The organism is Halorubrum sp. SS7, assembly GCF_005435055.1.
Classification (GTDB): Archaea; Halobacteriota; Halobacteria; order Halobacteriales; family Haloferacaceae; genus Halorubrum; species Halorubrum salinarum.
The window spans coordinates 89,183-103,985 of the sequence record NZ_SGXV01000002.1; the positions used below are offsets into that span (position 1 = coordinate 89,183).

Genomic DNA, 14,803 nt, shown 5'->3' on the forward strand with positions numbered 1-14,803 from the left:
CTCCCAAAGCTTATCTCTCAGCTACGAAACCAAACTCCCGCTATGTCGACACCAGCCACTGACACCGGGGACGGTCGCGTCGACGGCGACACGACGTTGGCGGCGCTCTCTCACGCGTCGGCGCTGTTCGCCTCCTTCCTCGGGCCGATCCTGTTCCTGATCCTCGCGGACGACGACGACGAACTCGTTAAACAGAACGCGAAGAACTCGCTGAACTTCCAGATCGTCGTCTTCGCCGCCCTCATGCTCGCCGCCGTGCTGAGCTTCGTGTTCGTCGGGCTCCTGCTGTTCCCGATCATCGCAATCGTCGACCTGGTCTTGGTCCTCGTCGCGACGGTGAAAGCGAACGACGGCCAGGTCTACTCGTACCCGTTCACGCCGGACATCGTCTGAGGGCGTCGTCCCTTCAGCGCGATGCCGGCGGCTGGCGGGCGGTGACTGAACGAAACGGAAGTGGACTCGAAAACCGACCGCGTTAGAGTTCGTCCTCGAAGTCTTCGAGGGCGAACACGGTGTCGGCCCCGCGGCGGTCGAGCGTCTCGTTGGCGAGGAGCCAGTAGACGACCGACAGCGCGCGGCGACCCTTGTTGTTCGTCGGGATGACGAGGTCGACGTTCGACAGCTGGTTGTTGGAGTCGCACATCGCGATGACCGGGATGCCGACGGTGATGGCCTCCTTGACGGCCTGCGCGTCACCGATCGGGTCGGTGACGACGACGACGTCCGGCTCGATGTAGCCGGCGTAGTCGGGGTTCGTCAGCGTGCCCGGGATGAAGCGCCCGGTGCGGGCGCGGGCGCCGATGGCATCCGCGAACTTCTCGGCCGGGAACCGGCCGTACTGCCGCGAGGACGTGACCAGGATCTGCTCCGGGTCGTAGCTCTCGAGGAAGTCCGCGGCCGTGCGGATCCGCTCGTCGGTCAGGCTCACGTCGAGGACGTACAGCCCGTCGTCGCGGACGCGGTGGATGAACCGCTCCATGTCCTTCGTCTTCTGCTGGGTCCCGATGTGGACACCGGCGGAGAGGTAGTCCTCGACGGGGATCAGCAGGTCGACGTCGTCGTCGGGCATGACGTCGTCGTCGAACGGGGAGGCCTCTTCTTCGTCCTCCTCGGCGGCCTCGCTCTCGGCGTCGGCCGGCGCCCCAGTTTCGGCGTCAGCGGACGCCCCCTCGGCGCCCGCGTCGGCGGTCGGTTCCTCGGTCGTGTCGGCCTCCTCCTCGACCCCCGCGTCGACCGCCTCGGTCTCCGCGTCGTCGTCGAGTTCGACCGCGTCGTTGTCTTCGCTCATGCGTGGTGTGGGCCCGTCATACCGCGTCGTCCGCGATGCGGACCAGTTCGTTCAGCTTGGCGGTGCGCTCGCCGCCGACCGTGCCGGTCTTGATGTAGCCGGCGTCGGTCGCCACGGCGAGGTGTGCGATGGTCGCGTCCTCGGTCTCGCCCGAGCGGTGCGAGATGACCGTCTCGTACCCGTTGCGGGCGGCGAGTTCGACTGCGTCGAACGCGTCCGACAGCGTCCCGATCTGGTTCGGCTTGATCAGGATGCTGTTGGCCGCGCCCGCGTCGATCCCGTCCTGGAGCCGCTCGACGTTGGTGACGAACAGGTCGTCGCCGCAGATCAGCGTCCGGTCGCCGACCCGGTCGGTCAGCTCCGCGAACGCCTCGTAGTCGTTCTCGTCGAGCGGGTCCTCGACGTACGCGAGGTCGTACTCGTCGACGAGGCCGGCGACGTACTCGATCTGCTCGTCGGCCGACTTCGTCTCGTCGCCGTAGACGTACGCCTCTCGGTCGTCGTCGTACAGCTCCGCGGCGGCCATGTCGAGCCCGAAGCGGATCTCGAAGCCGACCTCCTCCTCGACTCGGTCGACCGCCTCGTCGACGACCTCGAACGCCTCCGCGTCCGAGATGGGGGGCGCCCACGCGCCCTCGTCGCCCTTCGCCGCGGGGACGCCGCGCTCGTCGAGCACGTCCGCGACCGCCGCGTGGACCGCGGCGTTCGCGAAGACGGCCTCCGAGACGCTCGGCGCCCCGACGGGGGCCGCGAGGAACTCCTGGATGTGGGTCGCCTCCTTGGCGTGCTCCCCGCCGCCGACGACGTTGCCGAGCGGAACGGGGAAGTTCTCGCCGCGGAACGCGCCGCCGAGGTGCTGGTACAGCGGCGCGCCCAGCACGTCGGCGGCCGCCTTCGCCGCCGCCATCGAGATGGCGACCGCGCTGTTGGCGCCGATGGCGGAGAAGTCGTCCGTCCCGTCGGCGGCGCGTAAGGCGTTGTCGACCGCGCGCTGGTCGCCCGCGAAGACGCCTTCGAGGCGCGGCACCGCGTGCTCGCGGGCCTTCGCGATGGACTCGCTCGCGGGCAGTTCGATCGCCTCGTACTCGCCTGTCGAGGCCCCGCTGGGGGCCGCGCCGCGGCCGAAGCCGCCGGACTCGGTGAGCACGTCGGCCTCGACCGTCGGGTTCCCGCGCGAGTCGAGCACGCGGCGGAGCGAGACGCTGGTGATCCGCGTCATCAGCTCTCCCTCCGGACCGTGAACGGGAGCGCGCCCGCGTCGTACTCCTCCGCGGCGACGAGGATGGGCTCCGTCTGGTCCGTGTCGATCAGCACGGGCGCCCCGTAGGACACCTGTAGCGCTCGCGCGCCGAGGATGCGTGCCTTCTCGTATCGATTGTATCGCTGTCCTGACATGGTTTACTGGTACGGCGAGACGACGTCGACGAGGTCGCGGTGGCTGACCAGCATGCGCCGGCAGCAGTGCCGGTCGACCCCGAGGTCGTCGAGCACCTCGCCGGGGTCCTCGTCGCCCTCGCGAGCCCGCTCTTTGAACTCCTCCCAGTGTTCACCCACGACGTTGCCGCACGTGAAACACCGGACCGGGATCATCATGACTGGATCACCTCAGCGGTAGGACTTCTGGTAGCGAGCGCGCGCGCCGGGTCCGCCCCACTTCTTGGGTTCGGACTGGCGCACGTCGTTGACCAGCAGGGTGCGGTCGAAGTTCATGTACGCGTCGCGCAACTCGGCGTCGCCGAGGTGCTGGACGAGGCCGCGGGCGATCGCGGTCCGCGCCGCGTCCGCCTGGCCGCTGAAGCCGCCGCCCTCGACATCGATGTCGATGTCGACGCCCTCGCGGAGCTCCTCGCCCGCGATGCGGAACGGTTCCAGCATCTTGAGCCGCGCCTGTTCCGGTTCGACCAGCTCGACTGGCTGGGAGTTGATGCGCACGCGGCCCTCGCCCTCGCGCACGGTGGCGCGGGCGACGGCCGTCTTCTTCTTGCCTGAGGTGTTCGTTACCATGTGACGTTGGCTCCCAGAGACTCGGAGATGTCCCCGAGCGTCGTGAATTTGATGTTCGAGAGGCGGTCGAGCGAGGTGCCGTCGAGGACGACGCTCTCGACGTCCTCGTCGCGCTCGTAGGGGTTCCCGACGTACACGCGCACGTTCGAGAACGCCTCGCGGCCGTCCTCCGACTTGTACGGCAGCATGCCGCGGATGGCGCGCTTGAAGATCCGGTCCGGGCGCTTGGGGTAGTACGGCCCGCTGTCCGAGCCGAGCTCCGCGCGCTTGTGGTACGTCTCCATCGTCGCCTCCTCGTTGCCGGTGATGACGGCGCGCTCGGCGTTGACGACGGCGACGGTCTCCCCGGCGAGGGCGCGCTGCGCGACCTCGGAGGAGACGCGACCGAGGATACAGTCGCGGGCGTCGACCACGACGTCCGCGTCGATCTTCGCGAGACTCATCGGATCACCCGCACGTCGCTTCCTTCGGGGTTCTGTTCGATGAACTGTTCCAGCGTCACCGCTTCGCCGGCCTGGTCGATCTTCGTCCGGGCGGTCCCGGAGAAGTCGACGGCGGCGACGGTGACGTTCGTTTCGAGCACACCGCTGCCCAGCACCTTGCCGGGGACGACGACCGTCTCGTCTTCCTGAGCGTACCGCTCGATGCGGCCCAGGTTGACCTCAGCGTGCGTGCGCCGTGGCTTCTCCAGTCGGTCGGCGACGTCCTGCCACACGTTGGCACCGGAGTCACGCGAGACCGACTTCAGATCGGCGATGAGGTTCTGTAGTTTCGGGTTCGTCTTGCTACTCATAGCTGTCCCTCCTGAACGGAGAGTTCGTGGAAAACGGAGTGCAGGGAGCAGGATTTGAACCTGCGGACCTCTACAGGACAGCGCCCTGAACGCTGCGCCGTTGGCCTGACTTGGCTATCCCTGCGTGCACTCCACCGTATTCCGGCTCCCTTCAAACCACTTTCGGTCCCGCCGTCCGCCGCGTCGGCCGCGGGCGCTCCGGCGGTCGGAGCGGCGCCGCGGCTGTCGGCGGGGGCGACGGTCAGGGTGTTGGTTCGAAGGGCCGTCATTTCCTTAGACTGCGACTTTCGTCTGTAGTTCGTCCGCGCGCTCCTCGATGGAGTCGATGGCGCGGAGCAGCAGTTCCTCGACGTCGAACGAGCCGTCCGTCTCGATGTGGAAGACGAACGCGCCCGGCACGTCCTCGACCGCGACCTCCTTCCCGGGGAACCGTTCCGAGAGGTCGTTGTCGAACTCGTCCGTGAGCTCGATGTCGCCCTCGGGCGTCTCGATGACGCCGCGGAGGATGTTCGGCTCGTCGTCGTCGAACTCGCCCCGGTCGCCCTCGACCGTGACGCGCTGGAGGTGGCGGTAACCGACGGAGACGCCGCCCTGGTGTTTGGCGTGCTCCTTGCCGGTGTCGAGGACCGCGTCGGCCTCGAACTCCAACCGCTGCCCCTCCTTCAGCTCGATGATCGGGACGTTCTCGTCGGCGACTTCGACGAGCGGGTCGCTGCTCTCGATGTCGCCGGAGTACGCCGTCGCCGGGCCTTCGACGTCGAGCGCGAGGGTGACCTCGTCGCCGAGTTCGAAGTCGTCGAGCGGCGTCGTCAGGGGCACGAGCCCCAGACGCAGGCCGATCATCTCGTCGAACATGACCGAGGAGTTCTCGACGAACCGAACGGTGTCGATCGAGAACGTCGGGACGTCGGCGATCATCGCGCGGCGGATGCCGTTGGCGAACGCCGGCGTGAGCCCGCGGATCAGCACCCGCGCGCTGCGTTCGTCCCGTTCGACGTACTGGACATCGAATTCGTCTTCGGTCATGTCAGACTCGCTTGTTCTTCGGCGCCTTCGTCCCGTCGTGCGGGATCGGCGTGACGTCCTCGATGCGCCCGATCTCGACGCCCGCACGCGAGAGCGCGCGGATCGTCGCCTGCGCACCGGGACCGGTGGACTTGTTGAGGTTGCCGCCGGGGCCGCGCACGCGAACGTGCACGCCCTCCAGACCGGCGTCCTTGACGCGCTCGGCGACGACCTCCGCCATCTGCATGGCGGCGTACGGCGACGCCTCGTCGCGGTTCTGCTTCACCACGGTGCCGCCGGACGACTTGGCGATCGTCTCGGCGCCCGTCTCGTCGGTGACCGTGATGAGCGTGTTGTTGAACGACGCGTACACGTGGGCGATGCCCCACTTTCCGTCCTCGGATTCACTCATGGTTGGTTACTCCTGTGACTCCGCGCGCTCGGGGTGGAGATCGTCCGCGAGCGGGCTCGTCTCGTCGAAGGCGATGGCGCCTTCGTCGTCGACGTCCACCTTCACCGACGGGCGCGTGACGCGGGCGCCGTTGACGGTGATGTGGCCGTGGACGATGAACTGGCGGGCCTGCTGGGTCGAGGAGGCGAAGCCCTGTCGGTAGACGACCGTCTGGAGGCGACGCTCCAGGAGGTCGGTCACGTCGAGCGACAGGACCGTCGAGATGTCGTCGTTGTCGCCGAGGATGCCGATGCGGCGGAGCCGGGTGACGAACTCCGCGCCGGCGTCCTGGGCGGCCTCGACGTCGCCCTGCGCCTCGCCGAGCAGCCGTCGGGCCTCCCGACGCATGTTACGCAGCTCGGACTGGGCGCGCCAGAACTCCTCTTTGTTCTTCAGGCCGTACCGCGAGAGGAGGTCGGACTCCTCGGCGATGCGCTCGCCCTGGTACGGGTGGTTCGGCGTCTCGTAGCCCTTGGTGTTCTTTCCGGTGCTCATTCGTCGTCACCGCCTTCGTCGTCCGCCATCTCCTCGCGGATCTCCTCGACGTTGACCCCGATGGTCCCCTCCGAGCGACCCGTGGACTTGGTGCGCTGGCCGCGGACCTTCTGCCCGCGCTTGTGGCGCACGCCCTTGTACGATTCGATGACCTTCATCCGGTTGATGTCGTGACGGCGCTTCTCGCTGACGTCGGTGCCGACGAGGTGCGTCGTCTCTCCGGTGAAGAAGTCGTTCTGTCGGTTCGTCATCCACGACGGGACGTGGTCTTCGAGGTTCTCGGCGATGTCGACCACCGCGTCGATGTCCTCCTCGTCGAGGAGCCCGAACGTGGCGTTGCGGTCCACGTCGGCCTTCTCGGCGACCAGCCGCGCCGTGCGCGTGCCGATGCCGTCGAGTTCGGACAGGCTTCGCTCGACCGTCTTCGTCCCGTCGAGGTCCGCGCCCCCGATCCGAACGAAGTACTGGAGGTCTTCCTCCTCCTCCGGCGAGTCGTCCTGTGATTCTTCCGTGCTCATGTGTTGGTTGTGGTGAGCCCTACCGACGCGAATCGGCGGTACTCGTCCGTTCGAGCGTTGCGGCGGGGATTCGAACCCCGGAGGCAGTGACGCCACAGAGTTAGCAACCCTGCGCCTTGGGCCAGGCTTGGCTACCGCAACCCGCGTTGTATCATCGCCCTTGCGGACTCGGGGCCCGACGCCCCTACAGTTCGTGCGTTCGTATGCTCCCGCTTTCGGTACTTAAACATCACGAAACGGTCGGGTCGCTGTGGGCCACTCGCACGGTCGGTGCGCGCGCAGTCCCGTGTATTCGCGGTCGCGACGAGAGGGTGATCGCCCGCTTCCGTGAAGCGTACTGTTTAGTGGGTCCCGCGGGAGGGTCCGAGCATGAAGGCCGTTCAGTTCGACGACCACGGCGACCGCGACGTGATCGAGTACGGCGAGTTCCCCGACCCGGAGCCGGACCGCGGCGAGGTCCTCGTCGACGTGAAGGCCGGCGCGTTGAACCACCTCGACATCTGGACGCGACGCGGGATGCCCGGCATCGACTTGGAGATGCCGCACATCCCCGGCAGCGACGCGGCGGGCGTCGTCGAGGCCGTCGGCGAGGGCGTGACGCGCTTCGAGCCGGGCGACCGCGTGGCCGTGAGCGCCGGCGTCTCCTGCGGGGACTGCGAGTTCTGTCGCAACGGCGAGGAGTCGCTGTGCGTCTCCTTCCACATCATCGGCGAGCACGTCCGCGGCGTCCACGCGGAGAAGGCGACGGTGCCCGCGGCGAACCTCGTCCCGGTCCCGTCCGGCGTCGACTGGGAGGTCGCCGGCTCCGCGTCGCTCGTCTTCCAGACCGCGTGGCGCATGCTCCAGACGCGCGCCGACATCGAGGCCGGCGAGAAGGTGCTCGTCTTGGGCGCCTCCGGGGGCGTCGGCCACGCGGCGGTCCAGATCGCCGACCACGCGGGCTGTGAGGTGTACGCGACCGCCTCCACCGAGGAGAAGCTCTCGCACGCCGAGGCGTGCGGCGCCGACCACGTCATCGACTACGAGGCGAACGACTTCGCCGAGGAGGTCGCCGCGCTCACCGGCAAGCGCGGCGTCGACGTGGTCGTCGACCACGTCGGCGAGGCCACCTACCCCGACTCGCTGAAGTCGATGGCGAAGGGCGGCCGGCTCGTCACCTGCGGGGCCACCACCGGCCCGAACCCGGGCGCCGGGCTCAACCGCATCTTCTGGAACCAGCTCTCCGTCATCGGCTCCACGATGGCGACGCCCGGCGAGGTCGACGACGTGCTGGAACTCGTCTGGGACGGCACCTTCGAGCCCCGCGTCCGCGAGGTCCTCCCGATGAGCGAGGCCGCGCGCGCACATGAGATGATCGAAAACCGTGAGGGCTTTGGCAAAGTGGTGGTAAAGCCGGACAGTGAGCTCTGAGACCGACGCCGGCGCGGACGCGACCGCCGACGGCACCACCGACGGCGGCTACGTCCACGTCCCGGGCACCGACGACGGCGCCGACGCGACCGACAGCGACGGCGCCGGCGGCCCGACCGCCGCCGACGAGCCCGCGGCCGACGGCTTCGGCCGCAAGGGGTGGGCGCTGACGGCGGCGATATTCACCTGCGCGCTCGTCATCCCCGGGATCATCTACGTCTACCCGTACGCCGCGGGCTGGTTCGGTCTCCCCTTCTTCGCGACGTACCTCGCGCTCCCGCTCGTCCCGGCGCTCCTCCTCGGCCTCGTCGCGGTATGGTCGATGACGGCCGCGACGGCCGACGACGAGCCCTGACCGAGCGGGGCCGGACTGCCCGCGAACGGACGGCCCCGCCGCGGCCGAACGACAACCGTTTTGAACGACACCCGCGCAGTGGTGATATGTTGATCACCGTCTCCGGCCCGCCCGGCAGCGGGAAGAGCACTAACGCCGTCCAACTGGCGGACGCGCTCGGCCTCGGACACGTCTCCGGCGGCGACATCTTCCGCGAGATGGCGGCCGAACGCGACATGACACCCGTCGAGTTCAACGAGTTCGCCGAGGAGGACCCCCAGATCGACCGCGACCTCGACCGCCGGCTCCGCGAGATCGCCGTCGAGCGCGACGACGTGGTCCTCGAATCGCGGCTCGCCGGGTGGCTCGCGGCCAACCACGCCGACTTCCGGTTCTGGTTCGACGCGCCGCTGTCGGTCCGCGCCGAGCGGATCGCGGAGCGCGAGGCGAAGCCGGTCGACCGCGCGCGGACGGAGACGCAGCGCCGCGAGGCCTCCGAGCGCAAGCGGTACCGGGAGTACTACAACATCGACATCGAGGACCTCTCGATCTACGACGCCGCGTACAACACCGCCCGCTGGGGCCCCGAACCGTTCCTCGACGTCCTCGTCGCGACCGTCGAGGCGTACGACCCCGAGGACGACGAGGGGAAATCGCCCGTCGAGGGCGTCGTGTACGACTTCTGAGTCCGCAACCTGCCTCCGCATGACAGACGCCTCAGACTCCGACGCCGACGCTCCCCCCGACGGAGAGGACCCGCTCAGGGCGCCGCCGGGCGAGCGCTCGGTGCCGGAACTACTGCGCTTCGGCGTCGTCAACCTCGACAAGCCCGCGGGCCCCTCCTCGCATCAGGTGTCGGCGTGGGTGCGGGACGCGATAGACGAGACGCTCGACGCGCTCGATCCAGGCGGTCCTCCCACCCGCGGCGTCGCTCACTCCGGCACGCTCGATCCAAAGGTCACCGGCTGCCTGCCCACGCTGACCGGCGACGCGACCCGTATGGCGCAGGTGTTCCTCGAAGGGACCAAAGAGTACGTCGCGGTGCTGGAGCTCCACGGGCCGCCCCCGGCCGACTTCCGCGAGGTAGTCGCGGAGTTCGAGGCCGAGATCTACCAGAAGCCGCCGCGGAAGAGCGCCGTGAGCCGTCGACTCCGCACCCGTACCGTCCACGACCTCGACGTGCTGGAGGTCGGCGACCGGAAGGCGCTCCTCAGGATCCGCTGCGAGTCGGGGACGTACGTCCGGAAGCTGTGCCACGACGTCGGGCTCGCGACCGGCGTCGGCGCGCACATGGGCCACCTCCGCCGCACCGCCACCGACCCGTTCGACGACCGCGACCTCCGCACGCTTCAGGACCTCGTGGACGCGCTCGCGTGGGCCGAGGACGGCGACGACGCGCTCCTCCGCGAGGTGGTTCGCCCCGCCGAGGACGCCCTGACGCACCTCCCGGCGGTGACGGTCGCCCGGTCGGCCGCGCGCAACGTCGCGACCGGCGCGCCGGTGTACGCGCCCGGCGTGATCGACGTCGACGACGCGGCCGTCCCGACCGGAGACGACGCGGTCGACGGCGACGCCCACCCCGGAGACGCCGAATCCGACGCGGAACCCCCGCTCGTCGCGTGTTTCACTCCGGACGGCACCGCGGTCTGTCTCGGGCGGATCGTCGGCGATCCGAGCGCGGACGGCGGGAAAGTCGTCGACTTGGAGCGCGTTCTTTTATAGGTCGGCCACGCCGGGTTCGGGTATGGACGAGCCGGACGCGGACGGGGAGGCGGACGGACGGATAACACTCGGGACGGCCGGCGCCGCGCCGGGGACGCTCGACCGCGGCCGACTCCCGGTCGCCGACCTCCCGACCGGCGGCTCGGAGCGGCTTCCGGTCGTCGTCGCGAACGGTGCCGCCGCCGGGCCGACGCTGTGGCTCACCGGCGGCGTCCACGGCGACGAGGCGACCGGCGTCGCGGTCGTTCAGGACGCGATGGCGGCCTTCGGCGACTGCCTCGCCGACCTCGCCGGCGCGGTCGTCGCGGTGCCCGCGGTCTCCCCCGCGGGACTCCGGCGGAACGCGAGGGAGACGTACTACGCCGAGGAGGACCCGAACCGCCACTTCCCGGACGCCGACGCGGAGTCGGCCCGCCCGCCGAAGCTTCAAGAGCGGATCGACGCCCGCCTGTACGCCGCGATCACGGGCGAATCCCCGACCGACGCGGACGAATCCCCGACCGGCTCGGGCGAGTCCGCGGACGGGACGAGCGAGTTCGCCGTCGAGGCGGTCGGGACGAACGCCGCCGCGGACGCGCTGATCGACTGCCACACCGCCGGCGTCGGGAGCGAGCCCTTCGCCATCCGTGACCGCGTCCTCTACGGCGATCGCCGGATCGAGTCCGAGGCGGCCGCGCTCTCCGAAGAGCTGGGTCGGCTGGTCGACGCGTTCGGCCTCCCGGTGGTCCGAGAGTACCTCGCGGCCGAGTACGTCGAGGAGAACCTCCAGCGGTCGACCGCCGGCGCCGTCCTCAACGAGGCCGGGATCCCGGCGTTCACGGCGGAGTTGGGCGCCCACAGCGTCGTCGACGACGCCCTCCTCGCAGCGGGCGTCGCGGGCGCAGTCGGCGTCGCGGTCGAACTCGGGCTGCTGGACCCCGAAGACGTGCCCGAGTCGGTCGGCGCGCCAGGCGTCGGCGTCGAGCCCGCACCCGTCGAGTTCCCAGTGCGGCGCTACCGCGGGCCGACGACCGACGACTCCGGCCTCGTTCGGCACCGCGTCGCGGCCGGCGGCGCGTTCGCCGAGGGCGACGTCCTCGCCGACGTGGTCGACGCCGCGGGCGCCGAGGAGGCGACGGTCACCGCGGACCGCGACGGGTACGTCCTCGGTCGCTGCGAGGGGTTGGCGGTCTACGAGGGCGACCCGATCGGGAGCCTCGCGGTGCGGGACGACGGCGACCTCGTGGTGCCGCGGGACGCCGACGAGGAGTGAAGCGAAGTCCTTAATTACCGGACCGTCGTTTTTTCGACCGCAGACAGGGACCGTGGGGTAGTGGTATCCTATGCGGATGGGGTCCGTATGACCTGAGTTCGACTCTCAGCGGTCCCATACGAAATTTTATACGAACCGTCCGAAACCGGCCAGATCGACCGGTATGACGATGGTTTGGTACGACAGTGACCTGCCCGGTTCACCCGTCAGTTACGCCCGTCGAGGACGCGGGAAACGACGTTCGGAGTCGGGTCAGACACGCGAGCAGTCAGACGACCGAGCGCGTCTACGACCACCTCGGTCGAGTGTAAAACCCGCTCTCGTCAGGGATCCATCGCACGTGCGGCGTCGAGATCTGGTGGTCCCTCGAGGCCATCGTCAGCTGTCGGCCGTCACGTCGGTCAGGTACCACGCGATAAGCCGGGCCTGCGCCCGGCGGACGATCCCGCTCGCGGTCGACTTGTCCACGCCGACCACGTCGGCGAGATCCGCCAGCGTACACTCTCGCGGGACCTCGAAGTACCCCTCTCTGAGGCCCGCGGCGAGGAGCTCCTCCTGTCGCCTCGTGAGGAGTCGGTCCGATCGCCTCTTGTTCACCTTCGAGAGGAGCTCGTACTCGGTCCCGCTCGCTTCCAGCGTCTCTCGGAGCTGGTCGAACTCCCGGCGCGTGCCGGTCAGGTCGAACTCGTAGAACCCGTTCCGCACCTCGATCGGAAACTCGGGCGGGAACCCCCCGGCTTCGACGAACGCGTAGAGGTCGACGTCCGTCGTCTCGTACGTCGCGAGGAGCCGGTCGTCGGTGCGTTCCAACACCTCGTACGCGTCGACCGCCTCGTGTTCGCGAAACGCCGCTGCGACCGACCCGGGAGTCCGAGCCAGCACCTCACCGAGTTCCTTCGCGGTGGCGCCGCTGCGGACGCCGGACAGCAGCCGAAAGGTCGCGTCGGGGAACGCCTCCGACAGGTCGGCGATGTACAGGTCCGGCGGGAGGCGAATGCGGAATCGGGCGTCGATCATACTGGTCACTGCCGCTTCGGGCAGATACCAACACGTTGGGGTCACGTACACATGAATCGCCCGGCAACACTATCGTATGAACTCCGAGCCGGCCGCTGCGGCCACGAGCGGACGGGCGACGCTGCGGACGATGGCACGGACGATCACCGGACCGATCGGAGAGCTGTGGCGCCGCGATCCGGTTTTGTCCGCCGTGGCCGCGATCAACGCCGTCCTGTTCGGTGCCTTCGCCGTCGGCACCGCCTTGGACCCGACGGTCGTCAACGGGGAACCGGCGTGGCTCAAGCCGGCGAAGTTCGCCGGCTCCATCGCGCTCGTGTGCGCGACGCTCGGCTGGCTCGGCGTTCACCTCCCGGTCGACCCGGACTTTCGCCGCCGCGTCTCCCGGGTCGTCGGCGTCGGTCTCCTCCTTGAAATCGTCCTCATCGGCGGACAGGCCGCTCGCGGCGTCGGGTCACACTTCAACCGGGCGACGGTCCTCGACGGGGCGATCGGGGGAGTCATGGGCGTCACGATCGTCGTCGTCACCGTCGCGATCGCCGCCCTGGCGGTCCGAGCGCGCGGCAACGAGTTCGACGTCCACCCGGCGTTCGCTGCCGGGATCCTCCTCGGAATCGGGTGGTTCGTCGTCGGCGCGTTCGAAGGGGCGGCGATGATCGCGATCCAGTCTCGGGTCGTCGAGACGGCGGAGCCGACGGTCCCGGTCGTCGGCTGGCAGCTCGTCGGCGACTTCCGCTTGGCGCACTTCGTCGGCCTCCACGCCCTTCAGTTGCTGCCGCTGACCGGCTACCTCGCGGCAGTTGGACACCGTCGAGGCCTCGTCGACTATCCGCGACGCGTGGTACTCCTCGTCGCTACCGGATACGTCGCGGTCCTTCTCGTGACCGCCGCCCTCGGCGTCGCACCGGTCCTCATCTGACGAGCGATCCCACGAGTTCGGACCCGTGCGCGGCGCGCGAGGAGCGGCGCTCCGCAACCACTAAACGCGGCTCGCTCCTTGCTCCGGTAATGGCCGACTGGACGGAGAAGTACCGCCCGAGCACGCTCTCGGAGGTTCGCGGCAACGACAAGGCCCGCGACGCGTTCGCGGAGTGGGCCCGCTCGTGGGACGACCACCGCGAGGCGGTCGTCCTCCACGGGAGCCCGGGCGTCGGGAAGACGAGCGCGGCGCACGCGCTCGCGAACGATATGGGGTGGGAGACGGTCGAGCTCAACGCCTCCGACCAGCGCACCGCCGACGTCATCGAACGGTTCGCGGGGCGTGCGGCGCGCAACGCCACCCTCGGCGGGAGCGCGGCCGGCGGCGGGGCGAGCGGCGGTGACACCGCCTCGCGCCAGCTCGTCGTCATGGACGAGGCCGACAACATCCACGGCAACTACGACCGCGGCGGCGCCTCGGCGATCACGGAGCTGGTCAAGGAGTCGGGCCAGCCCATCGTGCTCATCGCCAACGACTACTACGACATGTCCCGCGGGCTCCGGAACGCCACGCAGGAGATCGAGTTCCGCGACGTCTCCGCGCGCTCCATCGTCCCCGTCCTGCGCGACGTCTGCCGCAAGGAGGGGATCGAGTTCGAGTCGGACGCCCTCCAGCGGATCGCGGAGGGGAACCGCGGCGACCTCCGCGGCGCGATCAACGACCTCCAGGCCGCGACGCAGGGGCGCGACGCGGTCACGGTCGAGGACGTGGTCACCGGCGACCGGGACAAGGCGCTTGGCCTCTTCCCGTTCCTCGACGCGGTCCTCAAGGAGGAGTCCGCGGAGGAGGCGCTCCAGTCCGCGTACGCCGTCGACGAGACGCCGGACGACCTCTCGCGCTGGATCGAGAACAACGTCCTCGACGTGTACGAGCCCGCGGAGGCGGTCCGCGCGTACGACTTCCTCGCGAACGCGGACGTGTGGCTCGGTCGCGTGCGCGCCACGCAGAACTACTCCTACTGGCGGTACGCGACCGACAACGCGGCCGCGGGCGTCGCGGCCGCCCGTGACGGCGAGAAGGGCGGGTGGACGCGGTACGGCCGCCCGCAGTTCTGGTCGTCGTCGGACGCGACCGCGGACGAGGTCGTCGGCAAGATCGCGGCCGCCAGTGGGTGTAGCGTCGCGACCGCCCGCCGCGAGGTGCTGCCGTTCCTCGAGGCCGTCACCCACCACTGTAAGCCCCGCGAGCTGACCGTCGCGATGGCGGCCGCCTACGACCTCGACGAGGCGGGCGTCGCCTTCGTCACCGGCTCCGGCGAGTCGACGAACAAGGTTGAATCGATCGTCGAGGACGCGCAGGCCCGCCGCGAGGAGCTGATCGAGGAACACGCCGAGGGGGCCTTCGCGCTCGACGGCGCCCGCCGCGGCGACGAGGGCGACGCGGCCGCGGAGACCGCGGACCGCGACGGCGACGGTTCCGGATCGACTGACCCCGAGAGCGACACAGCCGACTCGGGGGAGGAGCCGGCCGACGACGACGGCTCCTCGAACGAGAGCGACGACGACGATCAGGCGGGCCTGACCGACTTCATGTGA

General features: G+C 69.6%; 20 protein-coding genes and 3 tRNA genes. 9 read left to right on the forward strand and 14 right to left on the reverse strand.

The genetic code is table 11. The features are described from left to right. The first annotated feature begins 42 nt into the window (after positions 1-42). Entirely contained in the window at positions 43-393 is a 351-nt protein-coding gene (locus tag EXE44_RS02845) for a DUF4870 domain-containing protein (RefSeq protein WP_137715885.1), read from the forward strand. Between the two features lie 82 nt (positions 394-475). Here EXE44_RS02845 and rpsB read toward each other — a convergent pair whose 3' ends face one another. The 13 genes from rpsB to EXE44_RS02910 form a co-directional block, all read right to left on the reverse strand. After that, positions 476-1,288 carry a 30S ribosomal protein S2 gene (gene rpsB, locus EXE44_RS02850; RefSeq protein WP_137715886.1) on the reverse strand — a complete coding sequence of 271 codons (813 nt, stop codon included), beginning with the start codon at positions 1,286-1,288 and terminating at the stop codon, positions 476-478. 16 nt (positions 1,289-1,304) lie between these two features. Next, positions 1,305-2,507 carry a phosphopyruvate hydratase gene (gene eno, locus EXE44_RS02855; protein ID WP_137715887.1) on the reverse strand — a complete coding sequence of 401 codons (1,203 nt, stop codon included), beginning with the start codon at positions 2,505-2,507 and terminating at the stop codon, positions 1,305-1,307. Further along, on the reverse strand, positions 2,507-2,683 hold the full coding sequence (locus tag EXE44_RS02860) for a DNA-directed RNA polymerase subunit K (RefSeq protein ID WP_006628057.1): 177 nt from the start codon (positions 2,681-2,683) through the stop codon (positions 2,507-2,509). Before EXE44_RS02860 ends, eno begins: the two co-directional genes overlap by 1 nt. A 3-nt stretch (positions 2,684-2,686) precedes the next feature. Next, positions 2,687-2,881, reverse strand: a complete 195-nt coding sequence (locus tag EXE44_RS02865) for a DNA-directed RNA polymerase subunit N (RefSeq protein WP_006628058.1) — start codon at positions 2,879-2,881, stop codon at positions 2,687-2,689. Positions 2,882-2,893: 12 nt separating this feature from the next. Then, positions 2,894-3,292, reverse strand: a complete 399-nt coding sequence (locus tag EXE44_RS02870) for a 30S ribosomal protein S9 (RefSeq protein ID WP_053771101.1) — start codon at positions 3,290-3,292, stop codon at positions 2,894-2,896. Continuing rightward, the gene (locus EXE44_RS02875; protein ID WP_121562528.1) at positions 3,286-3,735 is read right to left on the reverse strand and encodes a 50S ribosomal protein L13; all 450 of its coding nucleotides are present in this window, start codon (positions 3,733-3,735) and stop codon (positions 3,286-3,288) included. The genes EXE44_RS02870 and EXE44_RS02875 overlap by 7 nt, the downstream gene beginning before the upstream one ends. Further along, entirely contained in the window at positions 3,732-4,085 is a 354-nt protein-coding gene (locus tag EXE44_RS02880) for a 50S ribosomal protein L18e (protein WP_006112315.1), read from the reverse strand. Before EXE44_RS02880 ends, EXE44_RS02875 begins: the two co-directional genes overlap by 4 nt. 39 nt (positions 4,086-4,124) lie before the next feature. Continuing rightward, a tRNA-Leu gene (locus EXE44_RS02885) sits at positions 4,125-4,209 on the reverse strand. Between the two features lie 149 nt (positions 4,210-4,358). Beyond that, the gene (locus EXE44_RS02890) at positions 4,359-5,111 is read right to left on the reverse strand and encodes a DNA-directed RNA polymerase subunit D (RefSeq protein ID WP_053771104.1); all 753 of its coding nucleotides are present in this window, start codon (positions 5,109-5,111) and stop codon (positions 4,359-4,361) included. Between the two features lies 1 nt (position 5,112). Further along, positions 5,113-5,502, reverse strand: a complete 390-nt coding sequence (locus EXE44_RS02895; RefSeq protein WP_004046448.1) for a 30S ribosomal protein S11 — start codon at positions 5,500-5,502, stop codon at positions 5,113-5,115. Between the two features lie 6 nt (positions 5,503-5,508). Then, on the reverse strand, positions 5,509-6,036 hold the full coding sequence (locus tag EXE44_RS02900) for a 30S ribosomal protein S4 (RefSeq protein WP_121562527.1): 528 nt from the start codon (positions 6,034-6,036) through the stop codon (positions 5,509-5,511). Then, positions 6,033-6,554 (reverse strand): 30S ribosomal protein S13, encoded by a 522-nt coding sequence (locus tag EXE44_RS02905; RefSeq protein ID WP_053771106.1) that lies wholly within the window; start codon positions 6,552-6,554, stop codon positions 6,033-6,035. Before EXE44_RS02905 ends, EXE44_RS02900 begins: the two co-directional genes overlap by 4 nt. Positions 6,555-6,609: 55 nt before the next feature. Next, a tRNA-Ser gene (locus tag EXE44_RS02910) sits at positions 6,610-6,695 on the reverse strand. A 228-nt stretch (positions 6,696-6,923) separates the two neighbouring features. On the opposite strand from EXE44_RS02910, the gene EXE44_RS02915 reads away from it, so the two are divergent. The 6 genes from EXE44_RS02915 (at position 6,924) to EXE44_RS02940 (ending at position 11,389) form a co-directional block, all read left to right on the forward strand. Beyond that, positions 6,924-7,964, forward strand: a complete 1,041-nt coding sequence (locus EXE44_RS02915) for a zinc-binding dehydrogenase (RefSeq protein ID WP_137715888.1) — start codon at positions 6,924-6,926, stop codon at positions 7,962-7,964. Beyond that, a complete protein-coding gene (locus EXE44_RS02920) occupies positions 7,954-8,319 on the forward strand; it encodes a hypothetical protein (protein WP_137715889.1) in 366 nt (121 codons plus the stop codon). Before EXE44_RS02915 ends, EXE44_RS02920 begins: the two co-directional genes overlap by 11 nt. A gap of 86 nt (positions 8,320-8,405) precedes the next feature. After that, positions 8,406-8,984, forward strand: a complete 579-nt coding sequence (cmk, locus tag EXE44_RS02925; protein ID WP_137715890.1) for a (d)CMP kinase — start codon at positions 8,406-8,408, stop codon at positions 8,982-8,984. Between the two features lie 19 nt (positions 8,985-9,003). Further along, positions 9,004-10,020, forward strand: a complete 1,017-nt coding sequence (locus EXE44_RS02930) for an RNA-guided pseudouridylation complex pseudouridine synthase subunit Cbf5 (protein WP_137715891.1) — start codon at positions 9,004-9,006, stop codon at positions 10,018-10,020. Between the two features lie 22 nt (positions 10,021-10,042). After that, positions 10,043-11,272 (forward strand): succinylglutamate desuccinylase/aspartoacylase family protein, encoded by a 1,230-nt coding sequence (locus tag EXE44_RS02935; protein ID WP_137715892.1) that lies wholly within the window; start codon positions 10,043-10,045, stop codon positions 11,270-11,272. Between the two features lie 46 nt (positions 11,273-11,318). Further along, positions 11,319-11,389, forward strand: a tRNA-Pro gene (locus tag EXE44_RS02940). A 261-nt stretch (positions 11,390-11,650) separates the two neighbouring features. On the opposite strand, the gene EXE44_RS02950 is transcribed toward EXE44_RS02940, so the two are convergent. Further along, a complete protein-coding gene (locus tag EXE44_RS02950) occupies positions 11,651-12,289 on the reverse strand; it encodes a helix-turn-helix domain-containing protein (RefSeq protein WP_137715893.1) in 639 nt (212 codons plus the stop codon). A 76-nt stretch (positions 12,290-12,365) separates the two neighbouring features. On the opposite strand from EXE44_RS02950, the gene EXE44_RS02955 reads away from it, so the two are divergent. Together EXE44_RS02955 and EXE44_RS02960 are read left to right on the forward strand one after the other, a co-directional pair. Further along, positions 12,366-13,208 (forward strand): hypothetical protein, encoded by an 843-nt coding sequence (locus EXE44_RS02955; protein ID WP_241991783.1) that lies wholly within the window; start codon positions 12,366-12,368, stop codon positions 13,206-13,208. Positions 13,209-13,297: 89 nt separating this feature from the next. Continuing rightward, on the forward strand, positions 13,298-14,803 hold the full coding sequence (locus EXE44_RS02960; protein ID WP_137715894.1) for a replication factor C large subunit: 1,506 nt from the start codon (positions 13,298-13,300) through the stop codon (positions 14,801-14,803).

Excerpts from the sequence above, each read along its gene's own strand:
- EXE44_RS02845 (WP_137715885.1), top strand. The coding sequence starts at position 43 with ATGTCGACACCAGCCACTGACACCGGGGACGGTCGCGTCGACGGCGAC.
- rpsB (WP_137715886.1), bottom strand. The coding sequence starts at position 1,288 with ATGAGCGAAGACAACGACGCGGTCGAACTCGACGACGACGCGGAGACC.
- eno (WP_137715887.1), bottom strand. The coding sequence starts at position 2,507 with ATGACGCGGATCACCAGCGTCTCGCTCCGCCGCGTGCTCGACTCGCGC.
- EXE44_RS02860 (WP_006628057.1), bottom strand. The coding sequence starts at position 2,683 with ATGTCAGGACAGCGATACAATCGATACGAGAAGGCACGCATCCTCGGC.
- EXE44_RS02865 (WP_006628058.1), bottom strand. The coding sequence starts at position 2,881 with ATGATGATCCCGGTCCGGTGTTTCACGTGCGGCAACGTCGTGGGTGAA.
- EXE44_RS02870 (WP_053771101.1), bottom strand. The coding sequence starts at position 3,292 with ATGGTAACGAACACCTCAGGCAAGAAGAAGACGGCCGTCGCCCGCGCC.
- EXE44_RS02875 (WP_121562528.1), bottom strand. The coding sequence starts at position 3,735 with ATGAGTCTCGCGAAGATCGACGCGGACGTCGTGGTCGACGCCCGCGAC.
- EXE44_RS02880 (WP_006112315.1), bottom strand. The coding sequence starts at position 4,085 with ATGAGTAGCAAGACGAACCCGAAACTACAGAACCTCATCGCCGATCTG.
- EXE44_RS02890 (WP_053771104.1), bottom strand. The coding sequence starts at position 5,111 with ATGACCGAAGACGAATTCGATGTCCAGTACGTCGAACGGGACGAACGC.
- EXE44_RS02895 (WP_004046448.1), bottom strand. The coding sequence starts at position 5,502 with ATGAGTGAATCCGAGGACGGAAAGTGGGGCATCGCCCACGTGTACGCG.
- EXE44_RS02900 (WP_121562527.1), bottom strand. The coding sequence starts at position 6,036 with ATGAGCACCGGAAAGAACACCAAGGGCTACGAGACGCCGAACCACCCG.
- EXE44_RS02905 (WP_053771106.1), bottom strand. The coding sequence starts at position 6,554 with ATGAGCACGGAAGAATCACAGGACGACTCGCCGGAGGAGGAGGAAGAC.
- EXE44_RS02915 (WP_137715888.1), top strand. The coding sequence starts at position 6,924 with ATGAAGGCCGTTCAGTTCGACGACCACGGCGACCGCGACGTGATCGAG.
- cmk (WP_137715890.1), top strand. The coding sequence starts at position 8,406 with ATGTTGATCACCGTCTCCGGCCCGCCCGGCAGCGGGAAGAGCACTAAC.
- EXE44_RS02930 (WP_137715891.1), top strand. The coding sequence starts at position 9,004 with ATGACAGACGCCTCAGACTCCGACGCCGACGCTCCCCCCGACGGAGAG.
- EXE44_RS02935 (WP_137715892.1), top strand. The coding sequence starts at position 10,043 with ATGGACGAGCCGGACGCGGACGGGGAGGCGGACGGACGGATAACACTC.
- EXE44_RS02950 (WP_137715893.1), bottom strand. The coding sequence starts at position 12,289 with ATGATCGACGCCCGATTCCGCATTCGCCTCCCGCCGGACCTGTACATC.
- EXE44_RS02955 (WP_241991783.1), top strand. The coding sequence starts at position 12,366 with ATGAACTCCGAGCCGGCCGCTGCGGCCACGAGCGGACGGGCGACGCTG.
- EXE44_RS02960 (WP_137715894.1), top strand. The coding sequence starts at position 13,298 with ATGGCCGACTGGACGGAGAAGTACCGCCCGAGCACGCTCTCGGAGGTT.